This window comes from Micromonospora sp. PTRAS2 (assembly GCF_054052245.1).
Window position 1 is genome coordinate 516,009 of the sequence record NZ_JBSWBU010000004.1, and the last position, 11,934, is coordinate 527,942.

Annotated in this window: 15 protein-coding genes; 14 read left to right on the forward strand and 1 reads right to left on the reverse strand. The window is 76.3% G+C overall.

Features of this window, described 5'->3' with window-relative positions:
- The first annotated feature begins 68 nt into the window (after window positions 1-68).
- Both ACVMYR_RS17310 and ACVMYR_RS17315 read left to right on the forward strand, forming a co-directional pair.
- Window positions 69-1,745, forward strand: a complete 1,677-nt coding sequence (locus ACVMYR_RS17310) for an AAA family ATPase (RefSeq protein WP_457122215.1) — start codon at window positions 69-71, stop codon at window positions 1,743-1,745.
- A gap of 91 nt (window positions 1,746-1,836) precedes the next feature.
- Window positions 1,837-2,739 (forward strand): DUF2567 domain-containing protein, encoded by a 903-nt coding sequence (locus ACVMYR_RS17315; protein WP_457122216.1) that lies wholly within the window; start codon window positions 1,837-1,839, stop codon window positions 2,737-2,739.
- Here the strand turns inward: ACVMYR_RS17315 and ACVMYR_RS17320 are convergent.
- On the reverse strand, window positions 2,654-3,355 hold the full coding sequence (locus ACVMYR_RS17320) for an LON peptidase substrate-binding domain-containing protein (protein WP_077939069.1): 702 nt from the start codon (window positions 3,353-3,355) through the stop codon (window positions 2,654-2,656). The genes ACVMYR_RS17315 and ACVMYR_RS17320 overlap by 86 nt on opposite strands.
- 187 nt (window positions 3,356-3,542) lie before the next feature.
- Here ACVMYR_RS17320 and hisD point away from each other — a divergent pair, with 187 nt between their 5' ends.
- From hisD to hisF, 12 genes are all read left to right on the forward strand, one after another.
- Window positions 3,543-4,865, forward strand: a complete 1,323-nt coding sequence (hisD, locus tag ACVMYR_RS17325) for a histidinol dehydrogenase (protein ID WP_077939070.1) — start codon at window positions 3,543-3,545, stop codon at window positions 4,863-4,865.
- The gene (locus ACVMYR_RS17330) at window positions 4,862-5,932 is read left to right on the forward strand and encodes a histidinol-phosphate transaminase (protein WP_396787865.1); all 1,071 of its coding nucleotides are present in this window, start codon (window positions 4,862-4,864) and stop codon (window positions 5,930-5,932) included. The genes hisD and ACVMYR_RS17330 overlap by 4 nt, the downstream gene beginning before the upstream one ends.
- Window positions 5,932-6,543, forward strand: coding sequence for an imidazoleglycerol-phosphate dehydratase HisB (gene hisB / locus ACVMYR_RS17335; RefSeq protein WP_043967336.1), 612 nt, complete (start codon window positions 5,932-5,934; stop codon window positions 6,541-6,543). The genes ACVMYR_RS17330 and hisB overlap by 1 nt, the downstream gene beginning before the upstream one ends.
- Before the next feature lie 2 nt (window positions 6,544-6,545).
- Window positions 6,546-6,716: a hypothetical protein gene (locus ACVMYR_RS17340; RefSeq protein ID WP_176734836.1), complete on the forward strand. Its 171-nt coding sequence runs from the start codon at window positions 6,546-6,548 to the stop codon at window positions 6,714-6,716.
- Window positions 6,716-7,360, forward strand: coding sequence for an imidazole glycerol phosphate synthase subunit HisH (gene hisH / locus ACVMYR_RS17345; protein ID WP_077939072.1), 645 nt, complete (start codon window positions 6,716-6,718; stop codon window positions 7,358-7,360). The genes ACVMYR_RS17340 and hisH overlap by 1 nt, the downstream gene beginning before the upstream one ends.
- Before the next feature lie 42 nt (window positions 7,361-7,402).
- Window positions 7,403-7,726 carry a hypothetical protein gene (locus tag ACVMYR_RS17350; protein ID WP_396787866.1) on the forward strand — a complete coding sequence of 108 codons (324 nt, stop codon included), beginning with the start codon at window positions 7,403-7,405 and terminating at the stop codon, window positions 7,724-7,726.
- A 31-nt stretch (window positions 7,727-7,757) separates the two neighbouring features.
- Entirely contained in the window at window positions 7,758-8,483 is a 726-nt protein-coding gene (gene priA / locus ACVMYR_RS17355) for a bifunctional 1-(5-phosphoribosyl)-5-((5-phosphoribosylamino)methylideneamino)imidazole-4-carboxamide isomerase/phosphoribosylanthranilate isomerase PriA (RefSeq protein WP_091278328.1), read from the forward strand.
- A complete protein-coding gene (locus ACVMYR_RS17360) occupies window positions 8,480-8,869 on the forward strand; it encodes a Rid family hydrolase (RefSeq protein ID WP_457122217.1) in 390 nt (129 codons plus the stop codon). The genes priA and ACVMYR_RS17360 overlap by 4 nt, the downstream gene beginning before the upstream one ends.
- A 123-nt stretch (window positions 8,870-8,992) precedes the next feature.
- Window positions 8,993-9,439: a MarR family winged helix-turn-helix transcriptional regulator gene (locus ACVMYR_RS17365; protein ID WP_043967344.1), complete on the forward strand. Its 447-nt coding sequence runs from the start codon at window positions 8,993-8,995 to the stop codon at window positions 9,437-9,439.
- 5 nt (window positions 9,440-9,444) lie between these two features.
- A complete protein-coding gene (locus ACVMYR_RS17370; RefSeq protein WP_077939078.1) occupies window positions 9,445-9,876 on the forward strand; it encodes an organic hydroperoxide resistance protein in 432 nt (143 codons plus the stop codon).
- 56 nt (window positions 9,877-9,932) lie between these two features.
- Complete coding sequence (locus ACVMYR_RS17375; RefSeq protein WP_077939079.1) at window positions 9,933-10,970, forward strand: NADP-dependent oxidoreductase; 1,038 nt, start codon at window positions 9,933-9,935, stop codon at window positions 10,968-10,970.
- Window positions 10,971-11,153: 183 nt separating this feature from the next.
- Window positions 11,154-11,921 (forward strand): imidazole glycerol phosphate synthase subunit HisF, encoded by a 768-nt coding sequence (hisF, locus tag ACVMYR_RS17380; protein ID WP_043967348.1) that lies wholly within the window; start codon window positions 11,154-11,156, stop codon window positions 11,919-11,921.
- Window positions 11,922-11,934 lie beyond the last annotated feature (13 nt).

Here is an 11,934-nt window from a genome sequence, read left to right on the forward strand (position 1 = left end):
AATCAGGATGTGCGCGGACCGGTGTGGTCCGAATAGGGTTTCGTTCGTAGCCTGTCAGGCGGAGATCGATGGCGCTGGGAGGGCGAGCCTTGGACGGCACGGAGACCAGCTGGGGTCGGCCGGCCGAACCAGCACCGCGGTGGCGGGCGCTGCTCGACCGGGCGCGGCTCGGCGGTCGCACCGCGGAGCAGGCCGAGGCCGACCGCCACGCCGAGGAGGCGCCGCGCGCGGCGCCCGAGCCGCTGCCCCGGCGCACGTCCGGCAACGGCTACGCCGGGCGGGCGGCGGCGATCGGCCCGCCGGGCGAGCAGTCGTACGCCGCGGAGCCCGGTTACCCGGCGGAGCCGGCGCGCGGCGGCTACCGGGCCGGGGCGAGCTACCGGGTGGACCCGGCCTACCGGATCGACCCGGCGTACCAGCCGGAGCCGCCGGGCTACCAGCCGGAGCCCCCGGGCTACCAGCAGCCGGAGCCGCCGGCCTACCCGGCCGATCCGCTGGGCTACCAGCCCGAGCCTTCCGGCTATCCGCAGGAGCCGACCTATCCGGCCGAGCCGTCGTGGCGGTCCGCCCCCGGGCGCCTCGACCCGGAGCCGGTGCGCCGCGCCGACCCGCCGCCGCCCGCCCAGTCCCGCTACTCACTGCTCGACGGCGGCGGCTACCGCCCCGAGCCCCCGCCGGTCGAGTCGCGCTACTCGCTGCTCGACAGCGGCGGCTACCGCCCCGAGCAGGCCTACCAGCCGCCCCCGGCCGACCCGGTCTACCAGCCGCCGGTCGTGGAGCCCGCCTACCAGCCGCCCCCGGCGGAGCCGGCCTACCGGGCCGAGGCGGCCTACCCGCCCGTCGCCGAGCCGGTCTACCAGCCGCCGCCCGGGCCGCCCGCGGTGGTCGAGCGGGGCTATCCGGCCCGCATCGAGTGGCGGGCGCAGAGCGCCGAGAGCGAGCTGGAACGCGCCGCCGGGGTGCTCCGCCGCGACCTGGGCACGCCCCGGGTGCTCGCCTTCGCCAACCCCAAGGGCGGGGTGCACAAGACCACGGCCACGGTGCTGGCCGCCGCCACCGTCGGCAGCGTGCGTGGCCGGGGCGTGCTCGCCTGGGACGACAACGAGCTGCGCGGCACCCTCGGGCTGCGCGCCGGCAGCGCCCGGCACGCCCGGACGATCCGGCACCTGATCCACGACCTCGCCCAGATCGAGATCCTGGAGGGCTCCGCCCTGCTCGGCAGCCTCGACGACTACCTGCGGCACGCCGCCGACGGCTCGTACGACGTGCTGGCCGGGGAGGAGAGCCCCCGGTTCGCCCAGCGGCTCGACCAGTTCACCGTCAAGCGGGTGCTGGAGCTGCTGCGGCGCACCCACGACGTGGTCTGCGTGGACACCGGCAACAACGTGGAGAGCCCCAACTGGCGCACGGTGATGCAGGCCGCCGACCAGCTCGTGGTGACCACCGTGCCCCGGGAGGACGCCGCGTTCAGCGCCGACTGGATGCTCGACCTGCTGCACGAGGTCGGCATGGGCGAGCTGGCCGACAACGCCGTCACCCTGATCTCCTGCCCGACGCCGGGCCGCTCGCCGTTGCAGACCGACCTGGAGCGGCACTTCGCCACCCGCACCCGGGCGGTGGCCGTGGTGCCGTACGACCCGGCGCTGGAGACCGGCTCCTCGATCGAATACCACCAGCTCCAGCCGGAGACCCGGCAGGCGTGGCTGCGCGCGGCGTCGGTGATGCTGGAGCCCTTCGCCCGCTGAGCCGGCCGCGACCACGAGCCGCCGCGGCGGCCGAGCCGGCTGCGGAGGCACCGACGCCCCGGGGACGCCCCCGGTCTGTAAGGATCATCGGGTGAGCCCGGACACCTCCGACGCCGACCGCCCCGCGCCCCGTCCCGACCCGACCGCCGGGCCGGTCCCCGGGCCGCCCGCCGCCCCGGCCCCCGACCCGACCGAAGGGCTCGTCCACGGGCCCCCGGCCCACCAGCCGCCCGCCGGGCCGTTCGCCGGTCCGCCCCAGTATCCGTTCGGCGCGCCGCCGACCGGGCCGGTCCTCGCCGGCCCGGTTCCGTCCGAGCGCCGCCCGGGCCGGGTGATCGGCGTGGCGCTGGGCGCGGCGGCCGTCCTCACCGCGCTGGGCGTCCCGCTGGGGCTGCTCTGGGCGGCCGTCGCCCCCGACACCCCGGTGGTCAAGACCGCCGAGGGGGCCGTCTACGCCCAGCCGCAGCCGGAGCAGCCGATCGCCGCCGACGGCTGGTTCAGCCTGCTCGGGCTCGGCTTCGGCGTGCTCGCCGCGCTGGCCCTGTGGGTGCTGCTGCGGCGCCGGCGCGGCCCCGTCGGGCTGCTCGCCGGTGCGGCCGGCGGCCTCGGCGCGGCCCTGGTGGCCTGGCAGGTCGGCCGGCGGGTCGGCCTGTCGGCGTACGAGCGGCTGCTGGCCTCCGCGCCGGACGGGCAGGCGTTCACCAAGCCCGCCGACCTGCGCGCCGGGGGCCTGCACCGGCTGTTCGACCTGCTGCCCCTGCCGTACGGCAACCTGCTGCTGCCGGCGTTCGGCGTGGCCGTGACGTACACCCTGCTGGCCGGCTGGTCGCGCTGGCCGTCGCTGCGCCCGGAGCCCGAGCCCGACCTGTCCTGGGTCTACGCCGCCCCGCCCGCCACCGGGTCGCAGGTCAGTTCGGGGTCGGCGGACTCGCCAGCTCCGACAGCGGCACCGGAACCGCCCGCACCTGGCGCAGCAGGGTCGCCTCGCGGTTGAGCAGCCGCAGCTCGGCGCGGAGCCGGGCGGCGGTGCCGTCGACCGCGAGCAGCCGCTGCCGGTCGTCGACGGTCAGCATGGCGGTCGCGGCGACCAGGTGGGACAGCACCGTCGGGTCCTCCGGCAGCTGCTCGGAGATGTCCTCCGGGTCGGGGCGGATCAGCCCGAGGTATTGCCGGAACACCGAGATCACCCGGGCCGCGAGCAGGTCGGCGGCCTCGTCGGGGCCGCCCGGCTCGGGCAGCCACTCGACCTCGGCCGTCAGGTAGGGCTCGGTGGTCTCGTCGAGCTGCGCGACGCGGAACCGCCGCCGTCCCACGGTGACGATGTCGAACCCGCCGTCGTCCAGCTCGGTCACCTGCCGCAGCTCGGCGGTGCAGCCGACCTCGTGCAGCGTGACGCCGCCGACGCCGGGGACGGGCCGCCCGGGCGTGCCGGGGGCGACCTCCCAGCCGGCCCGGATGGCCACCACGCCGAACTCCCGGGGGGCGCCCTCGGGCAGGCCCGTCAGGTGGCGCACCAGGGCCCGGTAGCGCTCCTCGAAGATGTGCAGCGGCAGCACCAGGCCGGGGAAGAGCACCGTCCCGAGGGGGAAGATCGGCAACCGCGCAGTCACGGGACCGAGCCTAGCCCGCCCGCGCCGTCCCGGCGGGGCCCGTCCCGCCCCGGAGGACCCGCCCGCCCCCGGCGGGGCCGCCCCCGGGCCCGTCGCGGCCCGCCCGGCGGCCGGCGTGGCTCGGCTCACCGTCCCGGCGTGCGGGCGGCGCGGGCCGCCGCCGGCCCGGCCGCCTAGACTCGCAGGCGTGTTGAATCGGATCGACCTGCGCGGCGGCGTCCGTGACCCCCGCCGCCTGCTGCCCCGTGCCCAGCTCGACGTCTCCGTGGCGGTCGAGCGGATCCGCCCCCTCGTGGAGGCGGTCCGCGATCATGGGTACCCGGCGATCCGCGAGGCGAGCGAGCGCTTCGACGGGGTCTCGCCGGAGCGGCTGCGGGTGCCGGCCGAGGCGATCGCCGAGGCCGAGGGGACGCTCGACCCCCAGGTCCGCGCCGCCCTGCTGGAGTCGATCAGCCGGGCCCGCAAGGTCCACGCCGACCAGCGCCGCGTCGACCACACCACCCAGGTGGTGCCCGGCGGCACCGTCACCGAGCGCTGGGTCCCCGTCGAGCGGGTCGGCCTGTACGTCCCCGGCGGCCTGGCGATGTACCCGTCGACCGTGGTGATGAACGTGGTCCCCGCCCAGGCGGCCGGCGTCCGGTCGCTCGTCGTGGCCAGCCCGCCGCAGCAGGAGAACGGCGGCCTGCCCGACGCCCGGGTCCTCGCGGCCTGCGCGCTGCTCGGCGTCGACGAGGTCTACGCCGTCGGCGGCGCCCAGGCGGTGGCGATGCTGGCCTACGGCGCGACGGTCGACCCCGACGGCGCGCAGCGCTGCGACCCCGTCGACATGATCACCGGGCCGGGCAACATCTGGGTCACCGCCGCGAAGCGGCTGCTGCGCGGCGTGGTCGGCATCGACGCCGAGGCCGGCCCCACCGAGATCGCGATCCTCGCCGACGACACCGCCGACCCGGCGCACGTCGCCGCCGACCTGATCAGCCAGGCCGAGCACGACCCCCTCGCGGCCAGCGTGCTGGTCACCTGCTCGGTCGCGCTGGCCGACGCCGTCGAGGCCGAGCTGGCCCGGCAGGTGCCGGCGACGAAGCACGCCGACCGGGTCACCACCGCGCTGACCGGCGAGCAGAGCGGCGTGGTGCTGGTCGACGACCTGGCGGACGGCCTGCGGGTGGTCGACGCGTACGCCGCCGAGCACCTGGAGATCCAGACCGAGAACGCCCGCGAGTGGGCGCTGCGGGTCCGCAACGCCGGGGCGATCTTCGTCGGCGCGTGGTCGCCGGTGTCGCTCGGCGACTACTGCGCCGGCTCCAACCACGTGCTGCCCACCGGCGGCTGCGCCCGGCACTCCTCCGGCCTGTCCGTGCAGTCCTTCCTGCGCGGCATCCACCTGGTGGAATACACCCGCGACGCGCTGCGTGAGGTGGCCCCGCACGTGGTGACCCTGGCCGGCGTCGAGGACCTGCCGGCCCACGGCCAGGCGGTCAGCGTCCGCTTCCCCGGGAGCGCCTCGTGACGACCCTCGACGAGCTGCCGATCCGTGACGACCTGCGGGGCCTGACGCCCTACGGCGCCCCGCAGCTCGACGTGCCGGTGCGGCTGAACACCAACGAGAACTCCTACCCGGTGCCCGAGGCGGTGGCCGACGCGATCGGCAAGGCCCTCGCCGCCGAGCTGCGCGACCTCAACCGCTATCCCGACCGCGACGCCGTGGCGCTGCGCGCCGACCTGGCGGCCTACCTGGGGCACGGGCTCACCGTCGGGCAGGTGTGGGCGGCCAACGGCTCCAACGAGATCCAGCAGCAGCTCCTGCAGGCGTTCGGCGGGCCGGGGCGCACGGCGCTCGGCTTCACGCCGGCGTACTCGATGCACCCGCTGCTGGCGCTCGGCGCCGGCACCCGGTGGGTGCCGGCGCAGCGCGGGGTCGACTTCGGGCTGACCGCCGACGAGGCGGTCGCCCAGGTCCGGGCGCACCGTCCCGACGTGGTGTTCCTCTGCTCGCCGAACAACCCGACGGGCACGGCGCTGGACCCGGCGGTGGTCGCCGCCGTCCTCGACGCCGCGCCCGGCATGGTGGTGGTCGACGAGGCGTACGCCGAGTTCGCCCGCCCCGGCACGGTCAGCGCCCTCGCGGTGCTGCCCGGCCACCCGAGGCTGGTGGTGACCCGCACGATGAGCAAGGCGTTCGGGTTCGCCGGCGGCCGGCTGGGCTACCTCGCGGCCGATCCGGCCGTGGTGGCGGCGGTGCAGCTCGTGCGGCTGCCCTACCACCTGTCGGCGCTCACCCAGGCCGCCGCCCGCGCGGCCCTGGCGCACCGCGACGCCCTGCTGGCCACGGTCGAGGCGATCATGGGGCAGCGGGACCGGATCGTCGCCGAGCTGCGCGCCCGGGGCCTTCGGGTCGCCGACAGCGACGCCAACTTCGTCCTGTTCCAGGTGGGCGGCGACCAGGCGGTGGCCTGGCGCGCCCTGCTGGAGCAGGGGGTGCTCGTGCGCGACGTCGGGCTGCCCGGCTGGCTGCGGGTCACCGCCGGCACCCCCGCCGAGACCGACGCCTTCCTCACCGCGATGGAGAGTTTGTGATGAGCCGCACCGCCCGGGTCGAGCGGATCACCAAGGAGACCAAGGTGCTCGTCGAGATCGACCTCGACGGCACCGGCCGGGCCGAGATCGGCACCGGGGTCGGCTTCTACGACCACATGCTGCACCAGATCGCCCGGCACGGCGGCTTCGACCTGACCGTGCGCACCGTCGGCGACCTGGAGATCGACGCCCACCACACGATGGAGGACACGGCGCTCGCCCTGGGCGCCGCGTTCGACCAGGCGCTGGGCGACAAGGCCGGCATCCGGCGGTACGGCTCGGCGACCGTCCCGATGGACGAGGTCCTCGTCCGGGCCGCCGTCGACCTGTCGGGCCGCCCGTACGTGGTGCACGACGAGCCGGCGCTGGCCCCGTACATCGGGCCGGTCTACCCGACCAGCATGACCCGGCACATCTGGGAGTCCTTCGGTCAGGCGGCCCGGATCACCCTGCACGTGGACGTGCTGCGCGCGGCCCGCCCCGGCGGCCACCCCGACGCCCACCACGTGGTGGAGGCCCAGTTCAAGGCGGTCTCCCGCGCCCTGCGCGAGGCCACCGCGCTCGACCCCCGGTCGGCCGGCGCGATCCCCAGCACGAAGGGCGCGTTGTAGCCGTGGGCGGGGTGCTGCCGACCCTGCTGCTGATCCTCGCCGGGGTGCTGGTCGGCGGGGCGGTCTCGCTGCACCGCCAGGGCGCGACGCGCGGCGCGGTGGTGGTCACCGCGGTGCTCGCGGTGCTGGCCACGGCCGGTGGGGTGCTCTGGCTGCTGCCCGGGGAGGGCTGATGGGCGATCTGGTCAAGCGGGTCGTGGTGCTCGACTACGGCTCGGGCAACCTGCGTTCGGCCGAGCGGGCCCTGGCCCGGGCCGGCGCCGACGTCACCGTCACCGCCGACCTGGCCGCCGCCGCCGACGCCGACGGCCTGGTGGTGCCGGGCGTGGGCGCGTACGCCGCCTGCATGGCCGGGATCGAGGCGCTCGGCGCGGGCCCGGTCATCGCCGAGCGGGTCGCCGCCGGCCGGCCCGTGCTGGGCATCTGCGTGGGCATGCAGGTGCTCTTCGAGCACGGCGACGAGCACGGCGTGGTCACCAAGGGGCTCGGGCTGCTGCCGGGCGCGGTGACCCGGCTGCCCGCCGCCCGGCTGCCGCACATGGGCTGGAACACGGTGCGACCTCCGGCGTCGTCGGTGCTCTTCGCGGGCCTGCCCGCCGACAGCCGCTTCTACTTCGTCCACTCCTACGGGGTGGTCGACGCGGGCGCGCTGGCGGCGTCGGGCGCGGCGGTGACCACCGCCCACCACGAGGCGGACTTCGTGGCGGCGGTGGAGCGGGGCGCGCTCTCGGCCGCCCAGTTCCACCCGGAGAAGTCGGCCGACTCCGGCGCGGCGCTGCTGCGTAACTGGCTCGGCACCGTGCCCGCCGGTGGCTGAGCGGGGCCCGCGCGGCCGGGGCACCGGGCCGGGGGGCGCGGCGTGAGCAAGGAGCGGGCCCGCCGCCGGGCGGCCCGCGAGGCCCAGTTGGAGCGGGAGCGGGCCGTGCGCCGCCGCCGGGTGGCCCGCCGGGATCGCCGCCGCGCGGTGGTACGTCGGCTGACGCCCCGCTGGCCTCGCCGCCGCGCCGGCCGGCTGGCCCGGCACTCCCGGGGCGAGCGGGCCGCGATCGTCGGCCTGACCGGCGTGGCGCTGGTCGCCATCTGGAGTTTCGTCGACGACCTGGCGCTGCGGGTGGTGCTGGTCGTGTTGTTGCTGCTGGTGCTGCCGGCGGCCGTGGTGATCGCACTGGGCCGCCGGTCCTGACGCGCACGTTATCGATTCGAGGAGAAGAGCGTTGAGCCTCACCCTGTTGCCCGCCGTGGACGTCGCCGACGGCCAGGCCGTCCGGCTCGTGCAGGGCGCCGCCGGCAGCGAGACCGCCTACGGCGACCCCCTGGAGGCGGCGCTGGCCTGGCAGCGCGACGGCGCGGAGTGGATCCACCTGGTGGACCTGGACGCCGCGTTCGGCCGGGGGTCCAACGCCGCGCTGCTGGCCGACGTGGTGGGCCGGCTGGACGTGCAGGTGGAGTTGTCCGGCGGGATCCGCGACGACGCGTCGCTGCGGGCCGCGCTGGGCACCGGCGCGGCGCGGGTCAACATCGGCACCGCCGCGCTGGAGGACCCGCAGTGGTGCGACCGGGTCTGCGGCGAGTACGGCGACCGCGTCGCCATCGGGCTGGACGTGCGGGGTCGTACCCTCTCGGCGCGGGGCTGGACCCGCGACGGCGGCGACCTGTACGAGGTGCTGGAGCGGCTCGACAAGGCGGGCGCCTCCCGTTACGTGGTGACCGACATCACCAAGGACGGCACGATGCGCGGGCCGAACCTGGACCTGCTGCGCGAGGTCTGCGCCCGCACCGACGCCCCGGTGATCGCCTCGGGTGGCGTCTCGACGCTGGACGACCTGCGCGCCCTGGCCACCCTGGAGCCGGTCGGCGTGGAGGGCGTGATCGCCGGCAAGGCGCTGTACGCGGGCGCGTTCACCGTGCGGCAGGCCCTCGACGTGCTCGCCGCCGCGTGACCGTCACCCGGTTGGGCTCGGGCGGCCCCTGGGAGGCGCGGTACGGCTACTCCCGGGTCGTCCGGGCCGGCGACCGGGCCGTCACGGCCGGCTGCACGGCGACGGTCGACGGCCGGGTGGTGCACGTGGGGGATGCCGCCGCGCAGACCGCGCAGGCGCTGCGGATCGCCCTGGCGGCCCTCGCGGAGGTCGGCGCGGGGCCCGGCGACGTGGTGCGCACCCGGATGTACGTGACGGACCGCGCGTACGCCGACGAGGTGGGCCGGGCGCACAACGCGGTGTTCGGGGCGGTCCGGCCGGCGGCGACCCTGGTCGTGGTGGCCGCCCTGCTCGACCCCGACCACTTGGTCGAGGTGGAGCTGGAGGCGTACCTCGGCGACCGCTGACCCGGCGCACCCCGCTTGCCGGGGTGCCGGGTCGGCGGCGGTGCGTCGTCCGGCGGCGGTGAGCCGGGGCACAGTGCGGCCCGTTAGGTTGTGCACAACTCAATTGCGCACTATGTTTTTCCCGTGACCGACGATCTGGTGCTGGGACGGCAGGTGTGCTTCGCGCTCTACGCCGCGTCGCGCGCCCTCACCGACGTCTACCGGCCGATCCTCGACGAGTTCGGGCTCACCTACCCGCAATACCTGGTGCTGCTGGTGCTCTGGGAGCGCGGCGACGACGCGCCCACCGTCTCCGAGCTGGGCGCCGCCCTGCGGCTGGACTCCGGCACGCTCTCCCCGCTGCTCAAGCGGCTGGAGGCCGCCGGGGTGCTGGTCCGGTCGCGGTCCGCCGCCGACGAGCGGCGGGTCGAGGTGCGCCTCACCGACGCCGGCCGCGCGCTGCGCGAGCGGATGTGCGGGGTGCCGCTGCGGGTGGCGCTGGCCACCGGGCTCACCGAGGCCGAGCTGATCGGGCTGCGCGACACCCTCAACCGGGTCACCGAGACGATCCACCGACAGAAGGAGAAGTGATCGCCATGCAGGTCCTCTACACCGCCAACGCCCGCGCCACCGGCGACGGCCGCGACGGCCACGTCCGCACCTCCGACGGCACCTTCGAGCTGGGCCTCGCGATCCCGAAGGAGCTGGGCGGCGCGGGCGGTGCGGCGAACCCGGAGCAGCTCTTCGCCGCCGGCTACGCCGCCTGCTTCCACTCCGCCCTGCGTCGGGTGGCCCGCGCCGCCAAGGCCGACGTGACCGGCTCGGTCGTCGAGGCCGAGGTGGGCATCGGCGCCAACGGCAGCGGCGGCTTCGGCCTGACCGCCGCCCTCGTGGTGGACCTGCCGGCCGTGCCCAGGGAGGCCGCCGAGCAGCTCGTCGCCCAGGCCCACCAGGTCTGCCCCTACTCGAACGCGACCCGGGGCAATGTCGAGGTCGCCCTCACCGTCCGCGAGACCCTCGCCGCCTGAGCCGTGGCGCGCGGCGCCGGCGCACCCGGGTGTCGCCGCGCGCCGCGCCCCGCCTGATGCAGCCCCGACCAGCGACCGAGAGGACGACCGACACCGTGACCGTCAACCGTGAGATCCACCTCGCCTCCCGCCCCGAGGGGTGGCCGACCGCCGACAACTTCCGGCTCGTCGAGACCGAGGTGCCCACCCCGGGCCCCGGCCAGCTCGTGGTCCGCAACCAGTTCATGTCCGTCGACCCGTACATGCGCGGACGGATGAACGACGTCAAGTCGTACGTGCCGCCGTTCGCCCTCGACGCCCCGCTCGACGGCGGCGCGGTCGGCGAGGTGGTGGCCGGTGAGGGCAACGGGATCGTCCCCGGCGACACCGTCCTGCACGGCCTCGGCTGGCGGGAGTACGCGCTCCTCGACGCCAAGGGCGCCCGCAAGGTCGACCCGTCCCTGGCCCCGGTGAGCGCCTACCTGGGCGTGCTCGGCATGACCGGGCTGACCGCGTACGCCGGCCTGCTCGACGTGGCCGCCATGCAGCCCGGGGAAAGCGTCTTCGTCTCCGGCGCGGCCGGCGCGGTGGGCAGCATGGTCGGCCAGATCGCCAAGCTGAAGGGCGCCGCCCGGGTGGTCGGCAGCGCCGGCTCGCCGGCCAAGGTCGAGCGGCTGCGGGCGCTCGGCTTCGACGCCGCCTTCGACTACCACGACGGCCCCGTGGCCGACCAGCTCGCCGCCGCCGCCCCGAACGGGATCGACGTGTACTTCGACAACGTCGGCGGCGAGCACCTGGAGGCCGCGATCGGCGCGCTGCGGCTGCACGGCCGGGCCGCCGTCTGCGGGATGATCGCCCAGTACAACGCCACCGAGCCGCCGGCCGCGCCGCGCAACCTGGCGATGCTCATCGGCAAGCGGCTCACCCTGCGCGGCTTCCTCGTCGGCGACCACGGCCACCTGCGCGACCAGTTCGTCCAGGAGGTGGCCGGCTGGCTGCGCGAGGGCAGGCTCTCGTACGACGAGACGGTCGTCGACGGCATCGCCGCCGCCCCGGAGGCGTTCCTCGGCCTGCTGCGCGGCGACAACCTCGGCAAGATGCTGGTGCGCCTGTAAGGAAGGGCCCCTTGTTAACGCTTCCGGTAGAGAAGGGTCCCCTTCTCACCCCCCCCGGAGCCGTGGTGCGGAGCCGTGGTGCGGAGCCGCCCCCCGGGGAGCCGCGTGGCGGAGCCGCCCGTCGCCGGTGGTCGGCCTCACTCGGCGGCCGCCGGGGCGGGCCGGGGCGATAGGCTTCGCGGCATGACGGTGGCGGTGCGGGTGATCCCGTGTCTCGACGTGGACGCCGGGCGGGTGGTCAAGGGGGTCAACTTCCTTGACCTGCGCGACGCGGGCGACCCGGTGGAGTTGGCGGCGGCGTACGACCGGGCGGGCGCCGACGAGCTGACCTTCCTGGACGTGACCGCCTCCTCCAGCGACCGGGGCACCATGCTCGACGTGGTGCGCCGCACCGCCGAGTCGGTCTTCATCCCGCTCACCGTCGGCGGCGGCGTGCGGCAGGTCGCCGACGTCGACACGCTGCTGCGGGCCGGCGCCGACAAGGTCGGGGTGAACACCGCGGCCATCGCCCGGCCCGAGCTGATCGCCGAGATCGCCGACCGGTTCGGCCGGCAGGTGCTGGTGCTCTCCCTCGACGTGCGCCGGGCGCCGGCCGGCACCACCGCGAGCGGCTTCGAGGTGACCACCCACGGCGGCCGCCGGGGCACCGGGCTCGACGCCGTCGAGTGGGCGCGGCGCGGCGCCGAGCTGGGCGCGGGGGAGATCCTGCTCAATTCGATGGACGCCGACGGCACGAAGGCCGGCTTCGACCTGGAGCTGATCGGCGCGGTCCGCGCCGTCGTCGACGTGCCGGTGGTGGCCAGCGGTGGCGCGGGCGAGGTGGCCCACTTCCCGCCGGCCATCGCCGCCGGCGCCGACGCGGTGCTCGCCGCCAGCGTCTTCCACTTCGGCGAGCTGACCGTCGCCGAGGTCAAGGCCGCCCTGCGCGGTTCGGGTCACCCCGTGCGCTGACCCGCCCTGCGGC

What these genes read in the sequence shown, in the direction of transcription:
- hisH (WP_077939072.1), top strand. Translation starts at nt 6,716, where the DNA reads ATGGGCGATCTGGTCAAGCGGGTCGTGGTGCTCGACTACGGCTCGGGC.
- hisF (WP_043967348.1), top strand. Translation starts at nt 11,154, where the DNA reads ATGACGGTGGCGGTGCGGGTGATCCCGTGTCTCGACGTGGACGCCGGG.
- ACVMYR_RS17310 (WP_457122215.1), top strand. Translation starts at nt 69, where the DNA reads ATGGCGCTGGGAGGGCGAGCCTTGGACGGCACGGAGACCAGCTGGGGT.
- ACVMYR_RS17375 (WP_077939079.1), top strand. Translation starts at nt 9,933, where the DNA reads ATGCAGCCCCGACCAGCGACCGAGAGGACGACCGACACCGTGACCGTC.
- hisB (WP_043967336.1), top strand. Translation starts at nt 5,932, where the DNA reads ATGAGCCGCACCGCCCGGGTCGAGCGGATCACCAAGGAGACCAAGGTG.
- ACVMYR_RS17370 (WP_077939078.1), top strand. Translation starts at nt 9,445, where the DNA reads ATGCAGGTCCTCTACACCGCCAACGCCCGCGCCACCGGCGACGGCCGC.